The 23235-nt window shown below is 62.0% G+C and carries 21 protein-coding genes; 4 read left to right on the forward strand and 17 right to left on the reverse strand.

Annotated elements, in window-relative coordinates:
* Positions 1–116: 116 nt before the first annotated feature.
* Positions 117–935 carry an SDR family NAD(P)-dependent oxidoreductase gene (locus V3C85_RS05420; protein WP_331794067.1) on the reverse strand — a complete coding sequence of 273 codons (819 nt, stop codon included), beginning with the start codon at positions 933–935 and terminating at the stop codon, positions 117–119.
* Entirely contained in the window at positions 932–2122 is a 1191-nt protein-coding gene (locus V3C85_RS05425) for a phosphoglycerate kinase (RefSeq protein ID WP_331794068.1), read from the reverse strand. The genes V3C85_RS05420 and V3C85_RS05425 overlap by 4 nt, the downstream gene beginning before the upstream one ends.
* Positions 2123–2265: 143 nt before the next feature.
* Here V3C85_RS05425 and V3C85_RS05430 point away from each other — a divergent pair, with 143 nt between their 5' ends.
* From V3C85_RS05430 to V3C85_RS05440, 3 genes are all read left to right on the forward strand, one after another.
* The gene (locus V3C85_RS05430) at positions 2266–2775 is read left to right on the forward strand and encodes a peptidylprolyl isomerase (RefSeq protein WP_331794069.1); all 510 of its coding nucleotides are present in this window, start codon (positions 2266–2268) and stop codon (positions 2773–2775) included.
* The gene (locus tag V3C85_RS05435; RefSeq protein ID WP_331794070.1) at positions 2765–3373 is read left to right on the forward strand and encodes a peptidylprolyl isomerase; all 609 of its coding nucleotides are present in this window, start codon (positions 2765–2767) and stop codon (positions 3371–3373) included. Before V3C85_RS05430 ends, V3C85_RS05435 begins: the two co-directional genes overlap by 11 nt.
* Before the next feature lie 140 nt (positions 3374–3513).
* Positions 3514–4617 carry a cystathionine gamma-lyase gene (locus tag V3C85_RS05440; protein ID WP_331794071.1) on the forward strand — a complete coding sequence of 368 codons (1104 nt, stop codon included), beginning with the start codon at positions 3514–3516 and terminating at the stop codon, positions 4615–4617.
* A gap of 52 nt (positions 4618–4669) precedes the next feature.
* Here V3C85_RS05440 and V3C85_RS05445 read toward each other — a convergent pair whose 3' ends face one another.
* The 15 genes from V3C85_RS05445 to V3C85_RS05515 form a co-directional block, all read right to left on the reverse strand.
* Positions 4670–5326, reverse strand: a complete 657-nt coding sequence (locus tag V3C85_RS05445) for an SDR family NAD(P)-dependent oxidoreductase (RefSeq protein ID WP_331794072.1) — start codon at positions 5324–5326, stop codon at positions 4670–4672.
* An 82-nt stretch (positions 5327–5408) separates the two neighbouring features.
* Positions 5409–6872: an amidophosphoribosyltransferase gene (gene purF / locus V3C85_RS05450; protein WP_331794073.1), complete on the reverse strand. Its 1464-nt coding sequence runs from the start codon at positions 6870–6872 to the stop codon at positions 5409–5411.
* A 107-nt stretch (positions 6873–6979) separates the two neighbouring features.
* Positions 6980–7570 (reverse strand): CvpA family protein, encoded by a 591-nt coding sequence (locus V3C85_RS05455; RefSeq protein WP_331794074.1) that lies wholly within the window; start codon positions 7568–7570, stop codon positions 6980–6982.
* A 20-nt stretch (positions 7571–7590) separates the two neighbouring features.
* Positions 7591–8949: a DNA repair protein RadA gene (gene radA, locus V3C85_RS05460; RefSeq protein WP_331794075.1), complete on the reverse strand. Its 1359-nt coding sequence runs from the start codon at positions 8947–8949 to the stop codon at positions 7591–7593.
* A gap of 33 nt (positions 8950–8982) precedes the next feature.
* The gene (locus V3C85_RS05465) at positions 8983–9417 is read right to left on the reverse strand and encodes a paraquat-inducible protein A (protein WP_331794076.1); all 435 of its coding nucleotides are present in this window, start codon (positions 9415–9417) and stop codon (positions 8983–8985) included.
* A 35-nt stretch (positions 9418–9452) separates the two neighbouring features.
* Entirely contained in the window at positions 9453–10223 is a 771-nt protein-coding gene (locus V3C85_RS05470; RefSeq protein ID WP_331794077.1) for a DNA repair protein, read from the reverse strand.
* 140 nt (positions 10224–10363) lie between these two features.
* Entirely contained in the window at positions 10364–10774 is a 411-nt protein-coding gene (locus tag V3C85_RS05475; RefSeq protein ID WP_331794078.1) for a hypothetical protein, read from the reverse strand.
* Between the two features lie 28 nt (positions 10775–10802).
* Positions 10803–11852, reverse strand: coding sequence for an alanine racemase (gene alr / locus V3C85_RS05480; protein WP_331794079.1), 1050 nt, complete (start codon positions 11850–11852; stop codon positions 10803–10805).
* 50 nt (positions 11853–11902) lie between these two features.
* Complete coding sequence (locus V3C85_RS05485; RefSeq protein WP_331794162.1) at positions 11903–13372, reverse strand: replicative DNA helicase; 1470 nt, start codon at positions 13370–13372, stop codon at positions 11903–11905.
* 216 nt (positions 13373–13588) lie between these two features.
* The gene (locus V3C85_RS05490) at positions 13589–14269 is read right to left on the reverse strand and encodes an orotate phosphoribosyltransferase (RefSeq protein ID WP_331794080.1); all 681 of its coding nucleotides are present in this window, start codon (positions 14267–14269) and stop codon (positions 13589–13591) included.
* Between the two features lie 88 nt (positions 14270–14357).
* Positions 14358–15401: a dihydroorotase gene (pyrC, locus tag V3C85_RS05495; protein ID WP_331794081.1), complete on the reverse strand. Its 1044-nt coding sequence runs from the start codon at positions 15399–15401 to the stop codon at positions 14358–14360.
* 49 nt (positions 15402–15450) lie between these two features.
* A complete protein-coding gene (locus V3C85_RS05500; RefSeq protein WP_331794082.1) occupies positions 15451–16476 on the reverse strand; it encodes a phosphoadenosine phosphosulfate reductase in 1026 nt (341 codons plus the stop codon).
* Positions 16477–16603: 127 nt separating this feature from the next.
* On the reverse strand, positions 16604–17581 hold the full coding sequence (locus V3C85_RS05505) for a glycosyltransferase family 2 protein (RefSeq protein ID WP_331794083.1): 978 nt from the start codon (positions 17579–17581) through the stop codon (positions 16604–16606).
* Positions 17578–18549: a glycosyltransferase family 2 protein gene (locus V3C85_RS05510; RefSeq protein WP_331794084.1), complete on the reverse strand. Its 972-nt coding sequence runs from the start codon at positions 18547–18549 to the stop codon at positions 17578–17580. Before V3C85_RS05510 ends, V3C85_RS05505 begins: the two co-directional genes overlap by 4 nt.
* On the reverse strand, positions 18546–20846 hold the full coding sequence (locus V3C85_RS05515; RefSeq protein WP_331794085.1) for a glycosyltransferase family 2 protein: 2301 nt from the start codon (positions 20844–20846) through the stop codon (positions 18546–18548). Before V3C85_RS05515 ends, V3C85_RS05510 begins: the two co-directional genes overlap by 4 nt.
* Positions 20847–21014: 168 nt before the next feature.
* Here V3C85_RS05515 and V3C85_RS05520 point away from each other — a divergent pair, with 168 nt between their 5' ends.
* Positions 21015–23219, forward strand: a complete 2205-nt coding sequence (locus tag V3C85_RS05520; RefSeq protein WP_331794086.1) for a hypothetical protein — start codon at positions 21015–21017, stop codon at positions 23217–23219.
* The last annotated feature ends 16 nt before the right edge of the window (positions 23220–23235 follow it).

The raw sequence follows: 23235 nt of genomic DNA on the forward strand, positions 1-23235 counted from the left end.
CCTTTTGCCATTCGCTGGCGCCGTGGCGCCTGTCTAAGGGGGGATAGACCGCGACAGGTGATCCCGCAATCATGGTGTCGCTAACATTTCCATTCTTGCGCGCAGGTGCGGATTTTCTACCAGCGTCGTTTCAGAAATTGCCCCGTCAGGGCGGTCACAACGCGCCGGGGGGCCAGTCGCGGCAACAGGGAAAACACCGTATTCATCGCCCCCGTCACGCAGATCCTGCGGCGCTTTTCCATCGCCTGCCAACCCTTTGCCGCGACGCTTTCGGCACTTTGTGGGGGCAGCCAGCGGTTCAGAATATGCGCGCGTTCTGATCCGTCGGCGGCGAAAAAGCCTGTTTGCGTCACGCCCGGGCACAAAGCAGTGACAAAGACCGCATCCTTGGCCGCTTCCACCGCCACGGCCTCGGACAGCGACAAAAGATAGGCTTTGGTTGCGTGATAGACGGCCATATGCGGCCCCGGCATGAACCCGGCCAGAGAGGCCACGTTCAACACATGCCCGCCTCCGTTCATCCCCATATGGGCCACTGCCCGCTTCATCAAGATCGTCGCGGCAACAACATTGACCATGATCGTCTCAGTCTCGCGCGCCCAACCTTCGGTTTCGGCAAAGTCGCGCAACTGCCCCAACCCGGCATTGTTGACCAGCACGGCAATCCGCCGCCCGGCCACCGCCGCAGCCCACAGGGCGTCTGCCTGATCGGGGTCAGACAAATCCGCAGGCAGCACAATGGTGGCAACATAATAGGCGCGGCGCAGCGCTTCGGCATGCAGTTCCAGCCTGTCGGCCCGGCGCCCGGACAAGATCACGTTATAGCCCGCTTTCGCGGCCTCGGTCGCCAAGGCACGGCCGATCCCGTCCGAGGCACCTGTCACCAGCGCCCAATCCCGTGTCCGGTAATCTTGCGCCAGTGACGTATCGCTCATCCCATCAAGGCCTTGACGCCGGGCAGATCCTTGCCTTCCATCCATTCCAGAAAGGCCCCGCCAGCGGTAGAGATAAAGGTGAAATCATGCGCTGCCCCGGCCTGATTCAGCGCCGAAACCGTATCACCGCCCCCGGCAACCGACACCAGCTTTCCGTCGCGCGTCAGACGTGCGGCAGCAAGGGCGGCCGCATCTGTGGCGGCGTTAAAGGGCGCGATCTCAAAGGCGCCCAGGGGGCCGTTCCAGATCAGGGTCTTGCTGGCCTCAAACACCTTGATGATGGCCGCAACGCTGGCGGGGCCAGCATCCAGAATCATCGCATCTGCGGGGCAGGCGTCGGCAGCCACCGTTTCATTCGCGGCCCCGGCCTTGAATTCGCGGGCAACAACCACATCGACCGGCAGGTGAATGGTGCAGCCCGCTGCCTTGGCCTTGGCCAGAATCTCGCGGGCGGTTTCGGCCATGTCGCGTTCGGCCAATGATTTGCCAACTTCGATGCCTTGGGCCACCAGAAAGGTGTTGGCCATACCGCCACCGATCACCAGATGATCGACCTTGCCGACCAGATTGCCCAGCAGATCCAGCTTGGTCGAGACCTTTGCCCCGCCCACAACGGCCACCACAGGGCGAACCGGCGTGCCCAAGGCGGCGTCCAGCGCGCGCAATTCGGCCTCCATCAAGCGGCCAGCCAAAGCTGGCAGCAACCGTGCCAGCCCTTCGGTCGAGGCATGGGCCCGGTGGGCTGCCGAAAAGGCATCGTTCACAAAGATATCGCCCAGTTTGGCCATTTCGGCGGCCAGCGCGGGGTCGTTCTTTTCCTCGCCGGCGTGAAAGCGGGTGTTTTCCAGCAAAACCACATCGCCTTGCCCGGCCGCAGCAATGGCCTTGGCGGCGTCATCGCCCACACAATCGGCCCCAAACACCACCTTGCGCCCCAAACTGGACTCCAGCGCCGTGGTGATATGGCTCAGGCTCATCTCCGGCACCACTTTGCCTTTGGGCCGGTCGAAATGGGCCAGCAGAACCACTCGCCCGCCGCGGGCGATGATGTCTTCCACGGTGGGCTTGATCTTGTCGATCCGAGTCGTGTCGGTGACACGGCCCCCCTCCATCGGCACGTTGATATCGACGCGCGTCAGTACGGTTTTTCCGGCCAGACCGGCATCATCAAGCGTTTTCCAGGCCATCAGGGGGATTCCTTTCTCAAGAATGCGCCTCACTTGTCCGCGAACTGCCGCCTTGCGTCAACTCATCCCTGCCTTTGCCCTTTTCCTTGGGCGCAAGGGTGTTTAGGTTCTGCGCAGCTGAAAAAAACAGGAGTCCGACCAACATGGCCGAGATCAAGGATCCCGAGAATACCATCATCGTCACGCTGAAAGACGGCGAAGTGGTGATCGAGCTGTTGCAAGATGTGGCGCCCAAGCACGCCGAACGGATGAAGCAACTGGCCCGCGACAAGGCCTATGACAATGTGGCGTTTCACCGTGTCATCGAGGGCTTCATGGCCCAGACGGGTGATGTCGAGAATGGCAACATGGAAAAGGACTTCAACCTGCGCCGCGCAGGCACGGGCGGGTCGTCCTATCCTGACCTGCCGGCCGAGTTTTCCAAGCTGCCGCATGACCGTGGCACTTTGGGGGCCGCCCGGTCGATGAATCCGAATTCGGCCAACAGCCAGTTCTTCATCAACTTCAAGGACAACCATTTCCTGAACGGCCAATACACCGTCTATGGTCGCGTGATTTCGGGCATGGAATTCGTCGACAAGATCCAGCGCGGCGAGCCGCCGGCCACCCCTGACCGTATGATCACCGTCCGGGTGGCTGCCGATGTTCAGTGACCGTCTGATTGTCGGCGGCGTCTTTGCCGCCGGTTTGGCCGTTCTGGGCTATGTGGCCTTTGGCCCCTTTGTCACGCCGGTGATGGCGCAGGAAGATGGCCCCGGCCCGAACCTGATCATCGATGTGGCGGGCGAGGCCAATGGGCAGGTCGTGATCGACCTGGCCAGTGACGCCGCCCCGAACCATGTGGCGCAGATCGTGGCTTTGGCCAAGCAAGGCCAGTATGACAACGTGGTGTTTCACCGCGTGATTGACGGGTTCATGGCGCAAACCGGCGATGTCCAGTTCGGCAAGGCTCAGGGCGATCTGTCGATGGCGGGCATGGGCGGGTCGTCTCTGGCCGATCTCGGGGCTGAATTCTCCAGCCTCAGCTTTGATCGTGGCGTCGTGGGCATGGCCCGCTCGGCCGATCCCAACAGCGCCAACAGCCAGTTCTTCATCATGTTCGCACCGGCACCACATCTTGACGGGCAATACACCGTTGTGGGTCGCGTGATTGCGGGCATGGATGTGGTCGATGCCATCAAGCGCGGCCAGGGCCGGAATGGCGAAGTGTCAGAGCCTGATGTGATGGTCAAGGTCACTGTGCAAGAGTGATCTGGCACAAGGCCAGACAGGGTGATGAAAATCGGGGGCCTTCGGGCCCCCTTTTTGCTGCGCTGTATCGGTCACAATACCCGCCTTGCCTTCGGCGCGGACTGCTTTCAATGTCGCGCCGCAACAGAAAGGGATAAATCATGACCACCCAGATGGATCGCCGCGTGGCAGAACTTTTGCATCACCGCCGGGCCGGTTTGGCCAAGGGTGATCCCGTGACGTTGCCCCTGACACCATCCACCACGTTTCACCTGCCCGATGTTCAGGGCGCGCCCTATATCTACGGTCGCAACGGCACCCCGACATGGTCTGCGGTCGAGGCACAACTTGCCCTGCTGGAGGATGCCGAGGTGGTCAGCTTCCCATCGGGTATGGGGGCGATTTCGGCGGCGCTGATGGCGACGCTGCGGGCCGGGGACAAGGTTGTTCTGCCGTCAGACGGCTATTACGTCACCCGCGTCTTCGCCCGTGATTTTCTGGCCGGCCTTGGGGTGCAGGTGACAGAGATCGCCACCCGCGCCTATGCGCAGGCCGACTTCACCGGGTGCGCCGTCGTCTATCTGGAAACCCCGTCGAATCCGGGCCTTGATCTGATCGACATTGCCGATGTGGTGGCCCGGGCCCGGTCTGTGGGGGCCAAGGTGATTGTGGATAACACCACGATGACCCCGCTGTTGCAGCGCCCGCTGGATCTGGGGGCTGATCTGGTGGTGGCCGCCGATACCAAGGCCCCCGGCGGCCATTCTGATGCGCTGTTCGGCCATGTCGCTGGCCGTGACGCCGCCCTGATGGCGCGGGTGCGTGACTGGCGGCGGCTGTCGGGCGCGGTTCCCGGCGCGATGGAGGCATGGTTGGTGCACCGTGGCCTTGAGACGCTGGACGTGCGCCTGTCACGGATGTGTGCCAGCGCCGAGGTAATCGCCGCACGTCTGGCCCAGCACGAGGCTGTGCAGGCGATCCGCTATCCCGGCCTTGCGACGGACCCGGCCCATGATCTGGCCAAGCGGCAAATGACGGGCTTTGGCTTTCTGATCGGCATCACGCTGAAAGATGCAACCGTGGCCGAGGGCTTTCTGGAGCGCTGCGCCTTCATGACCCGCGCCACCAGTTTTGGCAGCACCCACAGTTCGGGCGAACGCCGCGCGCGCTGGGGCGACGCCGTGCCCGAGGGCTTTTTGCGGCTGTCGATCGGGGTTGAACCGGTCGAGGCGCTGTGGAGCGAGATTGCCGCGGCGCTTGGCTAGGCGCCAAAGGCCAGACATGCCGCCAGATCTGCGCCAAAAGCGCAGGTCTGGTTCAGATCAGATCCACCAGACGGCTGGCCTCGGCCTGCAAATCGGCCAGTTGGCTGCGATCTTCGCCGGGGTAGAACCGGGCGCGCACGGCCGTGGCCATCGGGGCCGGGGTTTCGATCATCACGCTTGGGCCAACCTTGGCGGCCTCGGTCTGCCAGGCCCGGGCCAATGCCAGTTGTGCAGCCTTGGTGGCGCCATAGGCGGCCGAAAACTTGCTGCCCACCATGGGGTCGTCAAAGAACATCGCCCGGCCCTGACCGGCGCGCAGCAGCGGTTCGACCATGGTGATCAAAAACGCCGCAGCGCGCAGGTTGGTGACGATGGATTTGTCGAGGTCTTTCATATCCAGCGACCCCGCCGGGGCCAGCGCCGTGGCATGCACCGCCGTATGCACCCAAGCCTGCAAACCGCCCCAGCGATCATGAATGCTGCGGCACAGATGGCGCATCGCATCTTCGTTGGTCACATCCATCGGTGCCAGTGTCAAACTGCCCGCACCGGGCAATTTGGCCGCTTTGACGCGGTCGTCCAGATCTTCCAGACCGCCCACGGTACGGGCCACGGCCACAACATGCCACCCGCGCAAGGCAAGTTGTTCGGCCATGGCAGAGCCAAGCCCGCGCGAGGCGCCAGTCACAAGGGCGATTTTCTGGGTCATTTTGACAGGCCTTTCAACGGATCAGACGCCGCAGGGGCCATCAGCCCCCAAGGCCCCGAGGATATATGCACCAAGACAAGGGCTATTCTGCCGCTTTCATCTCAAAACCCTCGGCGATCTTGTCAGAGGGGGCGACGGGATAGTCACCAGAAAAGCAGGCGTCGCAGAATTTGGGGGCGGCCGCATTGCGGCCCTGGGCTTCGCCCGCCGCACGATACAACCCATCAAGCGAGATGAATTTCAGACTGTCGACGCCGATCCATTCGCGCATTTCTTCCTCGCTCATCGTGGCGGCAAGCAGTTTCGAGCGTTCGGGCGTATCGACGCCGTAAAAGCACGGCCATGCCGTCGGGGGCGAGGCGATGCGGAAGTGAACTTCGGCGGCCCCGGCCTCAAGGATCATGTCCTTGATCTTTCGGCTGGTCGTGCCGCGCACAACGGAATCGTCCACCAGGATCACGCGCTTGCCTTTGATCAGGGCGCGGTTCACGTTCAGCTTCAGGCGCACCCCCATGTTGCGGATGCTTTCCGTGGGTTCGATAAAGGTGCGGCCCATATATTGGTTGCGGATGATCCCCATCGCATAGGGGATGCCGGATTCTTGCGAAAACCCGATGGCGGCAGGTGTGCCGCTGTCTGGAACGGGGCACACCAGATCTGCCTCGACCGGGGCCTCTTTCGCAAGCTCGACGCCGATCTGGCGGCGGGTTTCATAGACTGACCGACCGCCAATAATGCTGTCCGGGCGTGAGAAATACACCTTTTCAAAGATGCAAAAGCGCGACGGGCCGGGCGAGAAGGGGCGGGTCGAGACGACCTTGTTGCCCTCGATCACCACCATTTCGCCGGGGTCGATTTCGCGCACGAAGTCAGCCCCGATGATGTCCAGCGCGCAGGTTTCCGAAGAAAGGGCCCAACCGCTGTCGCCGATCCGGCCCAGAACCAAGGGGCGCACGCCCAGCGGATCGCGCACGCCGATCAGTTTGGTGCGGGTCATGGCCACAACCGAAAAGGCACCTTCGCAGGCGCGCAGCGCATCCTTGATCCGCTCGGCAATGGTTTTCTGGATTGATCGCGCCATCAGATGGATGATGCATTCCGAATCTGACGACGACTGAAAGATCGACCCACGTTCGATCAGTTCGCGGCGCAGGGCTGCGGCATTGGTCAGATTGCCGTTATGGGCAATTGCGCAGCCCCCCATTGAAAATTCGCCAAAAAAGGGCTGCACATCGCGAATGGCCGTGGCCCCCTTAGAGCCTGCCGTGGAATAGCGCACATGGCCGATGGCCAATTCACCCGGCAGGGTATCCATCACATCGGCCTTGGTGAAATTGTCGCGGACATAGCCAAAGCGACGGGCCGAATTGAAGCCATGTTCGGGGTGATAGCTGACAATGCCACCCGCCTCTTGCCCGCGGTGTTGCAGGGCATGCAGGCCAAGGGCCACGAAATTAGCGGCGTCGGTCATGCCGATGGCGCCAAAGATCCCACATTCTTCCTTCAGCTTGTCATCATCGAAGGGGTGAGAGAGGAACGGGCGCATCTGGCTCTCCATCAGGGGGCTGATGCGCCCCCGTTTAGGGCAATGTCACGCCCGTGTCACGACCTGAAAGCCGTTTCCGGCATCACATTCTGCTGCGGCGCGGCGTTTCAGTTGCCCGCGGGGGCAGCCGAGGGCGTTGCGCCCGTATCGACGCAGACCGAGGTAAGATCGTTATAGCGCTGCATGATCCAGCCCGGTGCGTCTTGCGGGATCTGCTCGTCGATCTTGGTCTGAAAATTGGCAAACACCTTGGCCGAGCGGGACGAATCAACCATCGGAATGGTGTTTGCGGCCACAGCGCGGTCATAGACGATGAAGGCCACCGCCACCAACAGCACACCGCGCGCGGCCCCGAACAAAAAGCCAAGCGCCTGATCGATGCCGCCAAGGGCCGAACGCTGCACCACCGACGAAAACAGCGGCGTGAACAGGGCCGCAATCACCAGACCGATGGCAAAGACCACTACAAAGGCCGCCCCCAGCGACAGCACGCAACTGTCGGCAAGGAACTCACCCACCACGGGGGCTTCTTTCACCAAAGGCTGGGCGGCGGGCGCAAAGATATAGGCAAGGATGGCGGCGCCGATCCAGCCGGCAATGGCCATCGCCTCGCGCACAAGCCCGCGAGAATAGGCCAGAATTGCCGAGAGCACGATCACTGCCGCGACCACGCCGTCGATCAGGGTAAAGCCTTCCATCATCCGCTCCTTGCCCGGGTTTAGCCCGCGCCAAACATCTCACCCACGAAGGCCGTCAGATCGGCCATTTCGCGCATTCTCATTCCTTCACCCCCGCCGGTTTTTGATCGGCTGGGCACGGTGGCCTGTTGAAAACCAAGTTTCGAGGCTTCTTTCAACCTGTTTTCGGTCTGACCCACGGGACGAAGCGCCCCAGAAAGCGAGATTTCCCCGAAAAGCACCATGTCTGGCGGAATTGCCACATCCTCACGCGCGGAAAGCAGCGCACCGGCCACGGCCAGATCGGCGGCAGGTTCGTTCACCCGCAACCCGCCGGCCACGTTCAAAAACACATCCAGCCCGGTAAAGGGAATGCCGCAGCGCGCCTCAAGCACGGCCAGAATCGTCGAAACCCGGCCCGAATCCAGCCCCACCACCGTGCGGCGCGGACTGGCGAGTGTTGACGGGGCGACCAGTGCCTGAATTTCGGTCAGCACCGGGCGCGTGCCTTCGATGCCGGCAAAAACGGCCGATCCGGGGGCAGGGGTGTCGCGGCTGGACAGAAACAGCGCCGAGGGGTTGGTCACTTGGGCAAGGCCCGCCCCCGTCATTTCAAAGACGCCGATTTCATCTGCCGGGCCAAAGCGGTTCTTCACCGCGCGCAAGATGCGGAACTGGTGGCCGCGCTCGCCTTCAAAATAAAGCACGGTATCGACCATATGTTCCACCACACGGGGGCCTGCAATCTGACCTTCTTTGGTGACATGGCCGACCAGAATGATCGCCACACCGCGCTTTTTGGCAAAAGTCACCAGTTCATGCGCGGCGGCCCGCACCTGGCTGACACTGCCCGGCGCGGCCTCGACCGTATCCAGCCACATGGTCTGGATCGAATCGATCACCGCCAGATCGGGGCGTTCGGCATCCAGGGTTGTCAGAATGTCGCGCAGATTGGTTTCGGCGCCAAGGCTGACCGGGGCTTGGGTCAGGCCCAGCCTTTGGGCCCGCATCCGCACCTGCGCCGAGGCCTCTTCGCCCGAGATATACAGGCATTTCAGGCCATTCTGGGCAAAACTTGCCACCGCCTGCAACAACAGGGTTGATTTGCCGATGCCCGGATCGCCCCCGACCAGGATGGCAGATGCGGGCACAAGCCCACCACCCAGCACCCGGTCCAATTCCTCGATCCCCGAGCTTGCACGGGGGGGCGGGGCCTCTTCGGTGGCAAGGTCGGTCAGCGCAATGCTGCGACCGCGCGCGCCCAGCGACTTCGGCCCAGCCGAAAGCGGCGCCTCTTCGACAATGGAATTCCACGCCCCACAGCCATCACAACGGCCCTGCCATTTTTTATGCGTGGTGCCGCAGGACGAACAGGTGAAGACGGGGGAAGATTTGCTCATGCCCACAGGCCTAGCGCGATTTTCGGGCAGGGTTCAAGCCCGCCCTGCTGTGCGGGCAGCGTGATGCGACAGAAACAGACCCAGCAAGATACAGGCCGTGAACAGATACAGCCCCCAAGCCACCTGCACCGTCGCCAGACCAACCCCTTTGGCAATCACGATATAAAGCGCGATCAGAAACACATCCGCCATGGCCAGCTTGCCCATCAGATGCAGCGCAGGCAGGGCGCGCGGTGACAGCAGGCCAAAGTCCAGCAGCGCAAGGCCCGTGGTCTTGGCCATCGGGGCAAAGACAGCCAGCACCGTCACCACCAGCGCCAGAACCGGATCGCTGCCCCACAGCGACTGCAAACCGGTGATCACCGAGATTTCCTCTAGCCCGAACAGGGGCAACAGGCCGGCCCGCAGCAATGGCGCGAACCACGACAGCGGGAACAGGATCAGCAAGCTGAGGTTCACCCATTTCATGCCCCGTCGTCGCGCCGGGCCGGGCAAAGGTCAAGTCACTTTGCCGGTTTCGGCAGGGTCACGACATTGCCATCACGGGGGTCTTCGCCCCAATCCAGATCATAGCCAAGGCTGGGCAAGATTTCCTTCAGATCGGCCTCAAGGCGGCGCAATTGCAATTGCGCCTGGCGCTCTTCGGAATCGATATCCTGCTTCCAGCGCCGCAACTCATCGCAGGTGTGGCGCACAATCGACAAACGGTCGGTCAGCGCCTGAATTTCTTCCTGACGTTGGCGCAGGAAAATGCGGGCACGGGCCACCTTTTCATCGGAATAGGCGCGGGCCAGTTCGCGTGTCTCGTGGCTCATCTGGGCGGCCAGTTGCAGCAATTCTGGCTCCAGATGCGCCAGATCGGGGTGGTGGCGCAAATGCTCCATCCGCGCCCGGACCGACTCGAACTCCCCCGACAGGGTGAACACAGTGGCGCGGTCGCTGGCATGGGCCTGCCGATAGGCGCGGGCGACATCCTCGACCCCCATGGCAAAACTGCGATGGCTGCGCTCTAGCCGGGCCATGCGCGCATTGGCCGGCAGAAAGAAGGTCAGCAAGATGCTGAACAGGGTCAGCCCGACAAGCGCCCACATGCCCGCATCGGGCAACAGGCTGGACCCAAGGCTCAGCGGCAGCACCGGCCAGGGCACCCAGCCCAGCACGGCCATCAGGCAAAAGGCCGTCAGAAACACCGCCAGAAAGACCACGCCCCAAAAGGCGACCATTTGCAAAACAGAAACAAGCAGCGCCAAAAAGCTGCCCCGCACGACCGACATAACGCACACCCCCACCGCAATAGGTTAACAGTGCCGTGAAACGATCCTGCGGCCAAGCCCCTCGGTCATATTGTGCTTTAATCGTCTAAAATTCAGCACTTTGCGCTGAATGGTTGCCGAAACGGAAACAATGGTTCGCGTTATGCGGGAATATCCCAGCCCATGATATCGCGAATGCTGGCAACCAGGGTGGTCAGGAACAGCGCCAACCCCAAGGCCACGACGAATCCATTTGCTGCCAGCAACAGCGGATCGTGCCATTGCGCCCGCCGCGCCCAGGCCCCCAGCAGCCAGAACCAACCGATCACCGAAATCACCCGGCCGGGCAAAATGAACTCAAGCGGCATGGGCAGGGGCCACAGCATCCAGACCGCGTAAAGCACGGCCCACAGCATCAAAAGCAGGCCCTGCCGCTCTCCTACCCGCCAGGACGCATAGCCCGACACCAGAATGGCCAAGGGCATGACAACGATCAGCGTCTGCACCAGTGCGCGCCAGATCGACGGCTGTTCAAACAAGAACGACAGGTCAATCTGGAACGCCCAGTCCATTAGATGGCCCCGATGACCATGGCGCGCCTCATGCGACACCTTCGATATAGCGGCGCGAATAGCGATGGCCCAACGAGGTCAGGATCTCATAGCCGATGGTGCCCGCGATTTCGGCCAGATCATCCACCGTCTGATGCGGCCCCAGAATATCCAGCCTGCGCGGCACGGTTTTCAAATGGCTGATGTCCACCGTGATCAGATCCATCGACACCCGCCCCACCACGGGGCAGGGGGTGTCGCCATCCCACAAGATGGCCTTGCCTGACAGGCTGCGCAGCAGACCATCGGCATAGCCCCCCGAAACAGTGGCAATCATCGATTCTTCCTCGGCCGTCCAGGTGCAGGAATAGCCCACAGCCTCGCCCGCCTGAACGATCCGGCTTTGGATCACCGGCAGCGACAGCGTGACGACCCGCGCCGCGTTTTCAAACGGATAGCCGCCAAACAGCCCGATCCCGGGGCGCGTCAGATCAAAGTGATAGCGCGGCCCCAGCAAGATGCCCCCCGTGGCCGCCAAAGACCGGGGCACACCCGTGCCATCGGTCATCGCCAGAAACGTCTCCAACTGCAACTGGTTCAACGCATGATCAGGATCGTCAGCGCAAGCCAGATGCGACATCAACAGCTCGGGTCCCGCCTCCAGCACAAAGGGGGCCACGGCTTCCCATTCGGCCTCCTCCATACCCAGCCGGTTCATGCCGGTATCCAGCTGGATGCCAAAGGGCAGGCCCGGCAGGGCCTCAAGCTGGCGGGTCACCTGATCAAGGCTGTTCAGCATGGGCGTCAGATCAAGATCATGGATCATCTCGGTGTCGCCCGCCATATGGCCCGACAGAATGCAGATCTGCGGCCCCGGCCCAAGGGCTTGGCGCAGGGCAGCGCCTTCCTCGGCCACGGCCACGAAAAACCGCCGCGCCCCCGCCTGCGCCAAGGCGCGGGCCACCCGCGTGATGCCCAGACCATAGGCATCAGCCTTGACCACAGCGGCCGTCTGCACGCCCGAGGATGAGGCACGGTCCAAAGCCCGCCAGTTGGCGGCAATGGCATCAAGATCGATTGAGAGAGTTGCAGTTGCCATGGCGCTTTCTTGAATGATCACAGGGGCAGGTCAAGGGGCAAGAACGCGGATCAATACCCGCCTTCCTCGCCCTGCCAAGGCTTGGCCAGATTGCCAAAGCGGGTAAAGCGGCCCTCGAACGACAGTTCGACCGTTCCGATTGGCCCGTGCCGCTGCTTGCCCAGGATCACCTCGGCCTTGCCGTGGCATTGTTCCATCACCTGCTGCCAGGCGGCCATCTTGTCCAGCTCATGGTCGCCGGGCTTCTCGCGCTCTTTGTAATATTCTTCGCGATAGACGAACATCACCACATCGGCATCCTGTTCGATCGAGCCGGATTCGCGCAGGTCAGACAATTGCGGGCGCTTGTCCTCGCGGCTTTCCACCTGACGCGACAGCTGCGACAGCGCGATCACGGGGATGTTCAGCTCTTTTGCAATGGCCTTCAGCCCTTGGGTGATTTCGGAAACTTCCTGCACCCGGTTTGCCTCGGATGACTTTGATGACCCCTTGAGCAACTGCAAATAGTCGATCATCAGCACATCCAGCCCATGGGTGCGCTTCAACCGGCGCGCCCGTGCCGCCACCTGACTGATCGGCAGGGCAGGCGTGTCGTCAATATACAGCGGGCAGCTTTCCAGCGATTTGGCGGCCTCGACAAAGCGGCGGAATTCCACCTCGGTCATATCGCCCCGGCGGATCTGCTCACTTGGCACTTCAGAGGCCTCTGACAAGATCCGCGCCGCCAATTGCTCGGCGCTCATTTCAAGGCTGAAGAACCCAACGACACCGCCTTCGACGGCCCCTTCATGCCCATCGGGCTTGCGCCCCCGTTTATAGGCCTTTGCGACGTTAAAGGCGATGTTCGTGGCCAGCGAGGTCTTGCCCATCGACGGACGACCCGCCAGGATGATCAGATCGCTTTCGTGCAGGCCCCCCAGCTTTTTGTCCAGATCAATCAGCCCGGTCGAAATGCCGGCCAAACCGCCGCCGCGCTGATAGGCGGCGTTGGCCACGTTCACGGCATCCGTCACGGCCTTGAGAAAGCTTTGGAACCCGCGTTCGGCGACACCTTGTTCGCCCAGTTTGTAAAGCCGCTGTTCGGCTTCGATGATCTGCTCGCGCGGCTCGGATTGGATCTCAACCTTGGCGGCCTTGGCGCTGATCTCGCGCCCCAGCGAAATCAACTCACGCCGCACCGCAAGGTCATAGATCATCTGCGCATAGTCGCGCGCCGCATAGGCACTGATCGCCGCCCCCGCAAGACGCACCAGATAGGCCGGCCCGCCCAGTTCCTTCAGCCCTTCGTCATCTTCAAAAAACGGCTTCAGCGTGACGGGGCTGGCCAGCGCGTTCTTCTGAATCCGTGCCGAGGCTTTTTCAAAGATGCGCTGATGAACCGGATCAAAAAAGTGCTCGGCCTTAACCAGGCTGGCGATACGGTCAAAAACATCGTTATTGGTCAGGATCGCGCCCAGCAATTGCTGTTCGGCCTCGATATTATGGGGCAGCACGTCAGGCTGGGCGCCATCGGTGCCCATGCCGCGATTGGCGATCTTGGCGACTTCGTTCATGGCCTTCCTTTGGGCGGGGACTGATTCCCGCCAAGGGCTCTTCCCTAGCAAATCCACGCAGAAAGGTATTTGTGGAAATACCTGTGGAGAAGTTCAGAGCCTACCACAGCTGGGGTTGGGAAACAAAGGCCCGACCACCAGTGGGGCGCGAGCCGATATCTTGTGACGGAATTTATCTGACGCTTAGGCGCCTTTGCGCGCATCCTGCCATGCGCGTGGCGCGCGCAAGAATGCCTCGACGTCGCTCAGCGTCTTTTCGTCAAAGCTGCCTTGGGCGCGGGCCTCGGCCAGCACATCCCACCAGGTGCACAAATGATGCAGCGCCACCCCATGCCCGGCCAGCCGCTCTTCGGTGCCCTCAAAGATGCCATAGTAAAAGATCACCGCCGTATGGGCACAACTGGCCCCGGTATCGCGGATCGCATCGACAAACGACAGCTTCGATCCGCCGTCGGTCGTCAGATCCTCAACCAGCAGCACCCGCTGGCCTTCCGACATCGCGCCTTCGATCCGGGCATTGCGGCCATAGCCTTTGGGCTTTTTGCGCACATAGGTCATCGGCAAGGCCAGCCGTTCGGCCACCAGCGCCGCAAAGGGAATCCCCGCCGTTTCACCGCCTGCGATATTGTCAAAGGCTTCGAACCCGACATTGCGCATCACCGTGACAGACAGAAAATCCATCAGCATCGAGCGGATGCGGGGATAGGAAATCAGCTTGCGGCAATCGATATAGGTGGGCGATGGCAGGCCGCTGGCCAGCGTAAAGGGCGTTTCGGTGTTGAAATGCACAGCCTTGATTTCCAACAGCGCACGGGCGGTCAGGCGGGCGATTTCTTCCTTGGGCGGAAAACTGGCGGTAATCATGACATTCCTTTTTCGCGATGCGCCTTCATCTTGGTCCAAATACTCCCGCCGGAGGCGCTTTCCCGGCATGCGGCTGGCTTGGGTCGGCTCAGGCCTCAACGCTCCATTGCACGGCAAAACCGGGGTCAAACACCGTCACGGGACCAGCTTCGGTAAAGATCTTTGCCGGAAAGACCTGGGGCTGTTCATGTTTGACCAGTCGCATCTGGCCGCTGTTCACCGGCAGGCGGTAAAAGGTCGGCCCGTTCAGGCTGGCAAAGGACTCCAGCCGATCCAGCGCGTTTTCTTCCTCGAACACATGCGCCAGCAGGGCCATGGTGTTGGTTGCGGTAAAACAGCCGGCGCAGCCGCAGGCGTGTTCTTTCAGCGCATCCACATGGGGCGCGCTGTCGGTGCCCAGAAAATAGGCCGGATTGCCACTGGTCGCGGCGCGGCGCAGGGCCTGACGATGACGCTCGCGCTTGGCCACGGGCAGGCAATAGTAATGCGGCTTGATCCCGCCCACCAGAATATGGTTGCGGTTGATGATCAGGTGATGCGTGGTGATCGTGGCGCCCAGATTGGGCCCCCCCTCGGCGGCATAGGCCACACCTTCCTCGGTGGTGATATGCTCCATCACCACCCGCAGTTCGGGCAGCCGGCGGCGCAGGGGCGCCAGCACGGTGTCGATGAACACAGCCTCGCGGTCAAAGATGTCAACCTCGGGCGTCGTCACCTCGCCATGGGTGCAAAGCGGCAGGCCGATCTCGGCCATTTTCTCCAGCACCGGCATCACCTTATCCAGATCGCGCACACCGGAATGCGAATTGGTGGTGGCCCCCGCCGGATACAGCTTGACCGCCTTGACCAGACCACTGGCCGCCGCCGCCGCCACATCGGCCGGGTCGGTGCCTTCGGTCAGATACAGCGTCATCAGCGGCTCAAAGGCCATGCCTTTGGGCAGGGCAGCCAGAATGCGGTCGCGATATGCCGCCGCCTGATCCCCGGTCACTACTGGGGGCACCAGATTGGGCATGATGATCGCGCGGGCAAAATGGCGCGCCGTTTCGGGCAAAACACCTTGCAGCATCGCACCATCGCGCAGGTGCAAATGCCAGTCATCGGGGCGGGTGATCGTGATCTCTTTGCTCATGCGCGGGCGATAGCGCGAAGTGGCGCATATTTCCAGCACAATCGCTGCATCAGCCCGGCTGGGCGGTGGTGGCCTTTGGCATTGCGGCCAAGGCGGATGTCGCCTCGGCTTCGGCCTCGGCGGCCAGAATGTCGTTCAGCCGCTTGCGGAAATTCGGGGCGTTCAGGCGGGCCACAACGCTGGTGCAGATCCACTTTTCGCGCTTGGGGCTGGGGCGGTCGGCATTGCGCGCCAAAAGACCGCGCAGATAGGGGCCAAAACTGCGCCGCGCGCGCCACATCTGGGCAAAGCTTTGCCGGGTCAGCGTGCCCTTTGACAGCGCGTCGATCAGCGGCCCCCACAGTTTCATATGGCCCAAGGCCCAGTCCACGCGCCCGGTCAGATGCGGGGTGCGCAGATGGGTGATGTGCTTGCCCCGAAACAGGGCCGCATGCATGGCGTCTTCGGCGATGCCCGGATCATGCAGAACAAACACCCGGCCCACACCTTCAACCATATCGGGGGCATAGCCATAGCGGCTGTTGAAATCCAGCTTGCGCGATTTAAGATTGCGCCGGTCCCAGCCTGCCACATCGGGGCTTTGCGAGGCGCGGGGCGAGATCAGCAGAACCTGCGCGCCGGGGGCTGCCACGGCAAAGGCGGCGGCAGCATAGCCCTGCACGCCGCTGCCCAGAAACATGACCTGATCGAAATCCTCAAAAAAGGCGTCATCGACCAGCCGGTCGAAATAGCCATAAACGCGCTTGTCCCGATACCAGGTTTCGCCTTGGGCAATGACGCACAGATGCGACCACCCCCGCGCCTTGGCCCAGTCATAGCCCATTGGCATTTGCGACGGGCGCGCGCGGATATCGTCAAGCTGTTCAAAGGTCACAAGCAGCGTGGGGCCGTCATCGTGAAAAAAAGCCCAATGGCGGTCGCCCAGCGGGTCGAAATAGCCTTCTTCCTCGGCGATCTTTTCCATTTCCGCCACCCATCCGGGCACGTCCGTCGCGGCAGATGCGTCCACCGGCACGGCCCGCACGGGCTGTGATCGCACCTCGGCCGCAGCAGCGGGGGCGGTCTGGTCTGACATGGATCGCTCCTTCATTATGGGGCGGAATAACTTTCCGCCGCACGGCGGTCTAATATATATGTCAGTGTCGCCAATTTATGCCCATGGGGCAAGCCCGCGTCCGGCGACAGACTGTTTCCTGTGCGGGCTAAGTGCGGTGCTGGCGGATTCTGGCCGCCTGTTCCGGCCCCAGGCTGCGGGCAGGGGGGGTCATCATCAACCGGCCAAAAAGCGCACGCCACGGTTCTTCGGCCATCAGCGTGGCAAAGCGGGCATGGCGCCACGCGACCGCCGCCTGATGCAGCGGGCCCAACACCGGGTCGGCGCGCAGGGCCTGACGCAGATCGGAACAGTCAAGGTTCAGTGCCGAGCGGTCCTCGACATCTGAAAAATTGCGGTCGCACCAATACGACATGTCAAAGGCCGAGGCGGCGCGGTTGGCCCGCCCCCGGTCGCATTTCACGATATAGCTTTCCATCGCGCCCAAGGCATAGTGGTTCAACTGCGCCACGCCATAATGGTCGCGCCCCGGTTCGGAAAACAGCCGTTGCCCCAGTGTCGGATCAGACCACTGGACCGGCCGCTTTTCGCCCTTGGGCCGGTGGACCCCCAATTTGCGAAAGGCGTCGCGACGGAACAGGGTTTTCACCATCAGCGCCCGCCACGGCCAGTGCAGAACGGCAGGGGCCGCACGGGTGAACATCTCGGTCACCGGGCGGTCCTGATAGTTGATCACCCCGGCATTGCCGAACATCCGCCAGGTCAGCGCAAAGGCATCGGCCTGCGGCTGGCTGGCCAGCAGGGCCGAAAGGCTGTGATCGCCGGTATGGATCGTGACGTATTCGTCGATATCGATCACCATCGCCCAATCGCAGCGGCGAAAGGCCGGATGGCTTTCGGCTGATTTCAGCGCGGCCCATTGCGGCCCCTGATCCCAAGGGCCGGGATTGGGCAGATGCGTCAGCCAGCCCATCTGGTCAAGCCGGGCCAGCATGGCATCGGTGCCATCATCGCAATCGTTTGAAAAGACAAGAAAATCAGTAAATCCCACGGCCCGGTGATGGGCCAGCCAGTCAATCAGAAAAGCGCCTTCGTTGCGCAGGGTCACAATGGCCAGTGCTTTCATGCCGCCCCCCTTTGGCTGATCTTTTGCCCCAGCGCCTGCCACAGCGGCGCATAGGCCGGGTCAGCCTGCAACGTGGCGATCCGGGCGCGGTGCCAAGCCACTGACTTGCGGTGCAAAAAGGCAAGATCGGGGTCGGCCATCAGCCGTTCCATCCACCCGCCAACGGCAGGGTCATAGCGGCGAATGGCATCGCAGGGCTGATCTTGCAGATCGAACCGCTCCCAATAGTCCAGCCCCATGTCCTGGCCCACATGGTTGACCCGCCCGCGGTCACGCTTCACCAAAAAGCTTTCGGCGCTGCGCAAGGCGTAATGGTTGACCTGCGCCACCGTGTAATCGGCGGCCACAAACATCGGGTGGCGCTGCGGGCGCCACGGCGCACCGCCGGGTTCTTCGCGCCGAAAGTCGGGGGCGCCGTCTTTGGGCAGGGGGCAGTGAATCCCGATGCGGCCATAGGGGATCTGGCCCCGAAACAGCGATTTGGCATAGGCAAAGGCGCCAACATCGGGGGGCATCTGACGATTGGCATGGGTGAACTGGCGGGAGATCGGCCCATCTTGATAGCGCAACTGCCCATTGGGGCCAAAGATGCGCCACGGCACCGAAATCACCTCGGCGCCGGGGCTGGCCATTGCAGCCAGCGCCTGCACCGTGCCGTCCCCCGCCTTGATCGTCAGAAATTCATCGGCATCACACACCCAGATCCAGTCGGCCTGTTGCACCATCTCATAGCGGGTGGCCTGCTTGAGGGCCGAGCGTTGGATCGAGGTGGCGGGCCAGTGTTTCGTGGGGTGATGCACCGCCAGCCCCAAGGCCTGCAAGCGAAAGGCCAGCTTGCGGGTGTGGTCGGCGCAGTCATTGGTGCAGATCAGGATGTTGTCAAACCCCAGCGCCTTGTGATGCGCCACCCATTCCAGCAGGAATGCGCCTTCGTTCTTCATCGTGGTAATGACGGTAAAGCCGCTCAATGCTCGGCCTCGCCGCTGTGTTCCACGGTAAAGAAGAAATCCGGCGGCAGATCGTCGCGAAAGGCGATGTCGTCAGGAATGACATGTGGCCCCACGCCAAAGACATTCGAGCCGAAGTGATGCTGCATCCGGCACAGCCGTCGCATCCTCTCGCTGGTCAGTTCGGCATAGAAATTGCGATAGTTCTCGGTTTCCAGCAATTCTGCGATCTTGGCCCGGTGACAGGCCACCGAATGATCATGCGCGGCGCGGATGTCAGGGTCGGCCATCAGCCGGTCATATTCGGCGCGCAAGGCAGGCAGCATCCGCAGGATAGAGGTGTCGGTATCGGAGTTATGGCTCATCCGGAACCAGTAGTTCAGGCCCTGATCGCGATCGACATGGTTCACCCGACCCCGGTCCCGCTTGACCAGAAAGCTTTCGGCGCTGCGCACGGCATAGTGGTTCAGTTGCACCCAATCATAGCCATAGGTTTCCAGCGTGCTGCGCCAGCCGTTGCGAAACATCTCGCGCGGCATGGGCTGGCCTGATCCGTTCAGCCATTTCACCTGATCCCACAGGTCGGGCTTCAGCCCCTTGGGCCGGTGGACACCCAGCTTCTTGTAGATGTCGATATTGCGAAACAGCGTCTTGAACCCCCAGGCCTGATGCGGCTTGCGGATCACCTCGGGGGCGCAATCGGTGAATTGTTCCAGCAAAAAACGATCTTCATAGGGGGCCACATCGGAATTGCCGATCAGCCGCCAGGTCAGGCTGATCATATTGGCATCCCCCATGGCGGTATACAGCGCCTTGAGCGTGCCATCGCCAATCTTGATGTTGATGAATTCATCAACATCCATGCAGATGCCCCAGCCGCAATCCTGCATCACCGGCTCAGACTCGGCGGCCTGCAACGCCGCATGCTGGGGCTTCAACTCTCCGCCCGGCACCCAAGGGTTAGGGCGGTGCTGCACAAGGCCCTTTTGCTGCAACAAGTCCAGCATCGTATCGGTGCCATCGGTGCAGTCATTGGTATAGACCAGAAAATCATCCACACCGATGGCGCGGTGATAGGCGATCCATTCCAGAATGAAGGGGCCTTCGTTCTTCATCGTGGTGACAATCGCCGTGCGCCCGCCCTTGACCGCGGCCTTTGGCGCTTTCTTGGGTTTCGACACTGGGGCGCGCACGGGTTTATGGCCGAAATGGGTTTCGGCCAGGGTCAGCAGGCCCATATCTTCAATCAGCGAGGTTTTCGGCGCCAGTTCGCCCGAAGCCCGTTTGGGCACGCGCAGGGCCATGGCGCGATAAAAGGGAATAGTCTCGGCCGGGTCAGGCTTGGCATAGGCCACCCGCACCATGCGCCAGGTGTTGGCCAGCCCTGCCTTTTCCGGGGCCACCCCCCAGCGGGCGATCCCGCGCCGCGCATCGAACTGACGGCAGATATGGTCGCCAAACTGCGGCGCATCGCGCGGGCGCACCCGCCAGGGGTAGATCCTGCGCCCCACCAGCAGCGCCACGCCGTGCTGGGCCGAGACGCATTTGTCAAAGGCATCGGTCGCCTCGGGCGCCAGAATATCCGTGACATCCAGCACCAGCACCGCCCGCGCCGCCGACAAAAACCGCCATTTTGCAATTTCGAACACCAACTGCTCGCCCAAAGGGGCGCGCCACGGGTCGGGTGGGGGCGGGTCCATCCGGTCTTTGCCGGGGGCGTCGGGGGCCAGAAAAGGGTGGTTTTCCGGGCCAAGTCCGGGCTTGCCCAAGGGCAGGGGGCATTCCAGTACCACAACGGTGATGGCCGTCTGCCCCAGGGCGCGCTGCAAGGCGCTGGCAAAGCCCGGATCAGGCAACCGGTTCAGGATCAGCGCCCCTTGCAGGCCGTGGGTGCGGGCGTGATAGGCCAGACCCTGCGCCACCTGTTCGGGCGTTTCTTCCAGCCGCATGCCAAAGGTGACATTCAGGCCCGCCAGCAGATCAGGCTCGACCAGATTGGGCGGCGCGGCAAACCGGCCCCCATCTGTCAGCGCCAGTTCCCCCGGCGCTTCGGTGACAACCATGGCCGCCCCCGAGACATCGCGCAACTCGGTCGGGCGGGCGCAGCCATCGGCCCCATCGGGGGCAAAGGCCGTGGGCGACGTGCCCGCGCCAAAGAAATGGATCACCGCGCCATCGGGCTGCTGGACCACATCCAGCAGCACCGTCAGCCCATGGGCCTGCACAGCGCGGGCCACCATCTGGCGGTGCAAGACCTGCGGGCCGCCCGACTTGGGTTCTGCGGCCGTTGGGCCTTTGTTCTTGTGCTGTGCTGCCATTGCCCCTTGCCTGCGGTCTGACGCCGCGCTGGCTGTTTCATAACATATGGGCAGCGGTTGGGCAAAGCCGGGGCAGCCAAGATTATTTCCGTAACCTTGGCAAATCGCCCAAGTTTCGCCAGACTGTTTCGCAAGTATCCCCCAAAGACGGGGCTAAGGAGCAGGTGAATGGGTATGGTCAGAGAAGTCGGCACGCTGTGGATCGGCGGCAGCCTGTCCTGGATGGAGCAGTTGTGCCTGAAATCCTTTGTCGATCAGGGCCAGAAGATCACGCTGTTTTCCTATGAAGACATCCCCAACGTGCCCAAGGGGGTGATCCGGCGCGACGGGCGCGAGGTCATCGATACCGACAACTTCATGAAATATGAAAAGAAAGACAGTTTTGCGCTGTTTGCCGATCTGTTCCGCCTGCATATGCTGGCCAAGAACCCCGGCATGATCTGGATCGACACCGACGTCTATTGCCACCGTCCGATGACCTATGACAGCCCTTATGTGCTGGGGTTTGAGTTGCCCGGCGATCATCGGGTGAACAACGCGGTTCTGGGCCTGCCCGCCGACAGTGCGCTGTTGCAGGCAATGCTGGACTATACGTCTGATCCCTTTGCCATTCCGCCCTTTGTCAAACCCAAGTTGCAAGAAGACTATCGTCAGGCCGCAGCAGAGGGCCATCCGGTGCATGTCAGCCAGCAGCCCTGGGCCGTCTGGGGGCCGATGATGGTGACCCATTTCACCCATGCGCTGGGCCTTGCCGACAAGGTGCTGCCGCTTGAGGCGTTTTATCCCGTCACCTTTCCCGATCGGCTAAGGTTCCTGCGCCCCGCCGAACTGGTGGAAAAGATGCTGTCGCCCCAGACCACGGCCCTGCATCTGTGGGCGTCGAACAAGCGCGAACTGGGCCTGCGCCACAATGGCCTGCCGCCGGCGGGCAGCTTTCTGGATGGGTTGCTGAAAAAACATGGCATCGCCCCCGAGGCCGCCCCGATCAAGGGGCGCGGCAAGCGGGTGTTCGAGGCCGGGCTTGTCGATCAGGTCGATCTGAATGATGTCACCAGCTTTGCCGATATCGGCGGCACCGCCCAGTCTTTGGCCGTTGCGGCCCATGCGCGGTGGGATTGCGATGTCACCCTGATTGATGTTGACCACACCGGGGCGTTCTGCGCGACCCCGTCCCCATGGGTTGCCCCCTATATCGCCTTTTTGACCGAACACGGCGTGCCCGAAGACCGCATCACCCGTTTGTCCGAGGCAAAGGATCTGGCCCCCAGTGATCTGATCGCCAATCTGGGCGGGTTTGGGGATGTGAACAAGATCAAGCATTTATCGGGCATTCTTCCGAAATTGCTGCATTCGGACAGCCGCATGGTTCTGGATGTGCGCAAAGGCTCGGGGGCTTTTCCCTTTCTCAAGGCCTTTGGCAGCACCGAAACGCTCTCAACCTCGGAAAGCGATGGCGTGCCGATCTTGCGCAGCCTGTTTCGCGCGGGGCCGCAAATCGCGGCAAAGGCGCAAGATGACAGCTGGTCGTCGATTGCCACCACACTTGCGGGCAAGGATGGCTTTTTCCGCGAAAGCCCAGACCATTCCTTTTTGTTCATCCAGCGATCGGATACGCTGGTTGTAACCTTTGACAATCTGGATATCGCCATGGGCAAGCGTGAGGACCGCAGGCCTTGGGGCTTTTCCTTTATCGAAAAGCAGGGCTGGTCGATGTTGGGTGTCATGGCCAATGGCTGGACATGGTATCGCGACCCTTGGGTGTGGCAGCAATTCGATGATTTGCGCGACACCGGCTTTTTCAAACGCTTCAAACGGGTGGTGTTTTACGGCGCATCGATGGGGGGCTATGCGGCCTCGGCTTTCGTTGCCGCCTGTCCGGGGGCCGATGTGGTGGCGATTTCGCCGCAATCGACACTCGACAAATCCATCGTGCCTTGGGAAACCCGCTATAAAACCGCGTGGGACCGTGATTTTTCCGGGCCTTATGGCGATGCGGCGCGGGTCAGCGCGGCGGCAGGGCGCGTATTTTTGCTGTATGATCCCTATGAGCCGTTGGACAGCGGCCATGCCGACCGCTTTACCGGTGCGAATGTCACCCGCCTGCGCGCGCCCCTGATGGGGCATCGTCTTGGCTCCAGCCTGCAGCAAATGGGCATCCTGGCCCCGATCACGCTGGGTGCGCTGAATGGCACCCTGACCGAAGCCGAGTTTTATCGCATGTTGCGCGCCCGCAAAGGCTTTGCCCGCTATCAGAAAGAGCTGTTCAAACGGGCGGTTGATCGTGGCCGGCCCGATCTGGCCCGCAAACTGGGGCGCTATGTTCTGACGCGTGGTGACAATCGCTATATCCGTCAGGGTCTGATGGCGCTGTAGCGCAGGGCCGGGGGCG

It is taken from the genome of Pseudotabrizicola sp. L79 (assembly GCF_036553525.1).
Classification (GTDB): domain Bacteria; phylum Pseudomonadota; class Alphaproteobacteria; order Rhodobacterales; family Rhodobacteraceae; genus Pseudotabrizicola.

What these genes read in the sequence shown, in the direction of transcription:
- V3C85_RS05470 (WP_331794077.1), bottom strand. Translation starts at nt 10,223, where the DNA reads ATGTCGGTCGTGCGGGGCAGCTTTTTGGCGCTGCTTGTTTCTGTTTTG.
- radA (WP_331794075.1), bottom strand. Translation starts at nt 8,949, where the DNA reads ATGAGCAAATCTTCCCCCGTCTTCACCTGTTCGTCCTGCGGCACCACG.
- V3C85_RS05455 (WP_331794074.1), bottom strand. Translation starts at nt 7,570, where the DNA reads ATGGAAGGCTTTACCCTGATCGACGGCGTGGTCGCGGCAGTGATCGTG.
- V3C85_RS05485 (WP_331794162.1), bottom strand. Translation starts at nt 13,372, where the DNA reads ATGGGCACCGATGGCGCCCAGCCTGACGTGCTGCCCCATAATATCGAG.
- V3C85_RS05440 (WP_331794071.1), top strand. Translation starts at nt 3,514, where the DNA reads ATGACCACCCAGATGGATCGCCGCGTGGCAGAACTTTTGCATCACCGC.
- purF (WP_331794073.1), bottom strand. Translation starts at nt 6,872, where the DNA reads ATGCGCCCGTTCCTCTCTCACCCCTTCGATGATGACAAGCTGAAGGAA.
- V3C85_RS05500 (WP_331794082.1), bottom strand. Translation starts at nt 16,476, where the DNA reads ATGTCAGACCAGACCGCCCCCGCTGCTGCGGCCGAGGTGCGATCACAG.
- V3C85_RS05520 (WP_331794086.1), top strand. Translation starts at nt 21,015, where the DNA reads ATGGGTATGGTCAGAGAAGTCGGCACGCTGTGGATCGGCGGCAGCCTG.
- V3C85_RS05420 (WP_331794067.1), bottom strand. Translation starts at nt 935, where the DNA reads ATGAGCGATACGTCACTGGCGCAAGATTACCGGACACGGGATTGGGCG.
- pyrC (WP_331794081.1), bottom strand. Translation starts at nt 15,401, where the DNA reads ATGAGCAAAGAGATCACGATCACCCGCCCCGATGACTGGCATTTGCAC.
- V3C85_RS05435 (WP_331794070.1), top strand. Translation starts at nt 2,765, where the DNA reads ATGTTCAGTGACCGTCTGATTGTCGGCGGCGTCTTTGCCGCCGGTTTG.
- V3C85_RS05465 (WP_331794076.1), bottom strand. Translation starts at nt 9,417, where the DNA reads ATGAAATGGGTGAACCTCAGCTTGCTGATCCTGTTCCCGCTGTCGTGG.
- V3C85_RS05505 (WP_331794083.1), bottom strand. Translation starts at nt 17,581, where the DNA reads ATGAAAGCACTGGCCATTGTGACCCTGCGCAACGAAGGCGCTTTTCTG.
- V3C85_RS05445 (WP_331794072.1), bottom strand. Translation starts at nt 5,326, where the DNA reads ATGACCCAGAAAATCGCCCTTGTGACTGGCGCCTCGCGCGGGCTTGGC.
- V3C85_RS05515 (WP_331794085.1), bottom strand. Translation starts at nt 20,846, where the DNA reads ATGGCAGCACAGCACAAGAACAAAGGCCCAACGGCCGCAGAACCCAAG.
- V3C85_RS05425 (WP_331794068.1), bottom strand. Translation starts at nt 2,122, where the DNA reads ATGGCCTGGAAAACGCTTGATGATGCCGGTCTGGCCGGAAAAACCGTA.
- V3C85_RS05430 (WP_331794069.1), top strand. Translation starts at nt 2,266, where the DNA reads ATGGCCGAGATCAAGGATCCCGAGAATACCATCATCGTCACGCTGAAA.
- V3C85_RS05475 (WP_331794078.1), bottom strand. Translation starts at nt 10,774, where the DNA reads ATGGACTGGGCGTTCCAGATTGACCTGTCGTTCTTGTTTGAACAGCCG.
- V3C85_RS05490 (WP_331794080.1), bottom strand. Translation starts at nt 14,269, where the DNA reads ATGATTACCGCCAGTTTTCCGCCCAAGGAAGAAATCGCCCGCCTGACC.
- alr (WP_331794079.1), bottom strand. Translation starts at nt 11,852, where the DNA reads ATGGCAACTGCAACTCTCTCAATCGATCTTGATGCCATTGCCGCCAAC.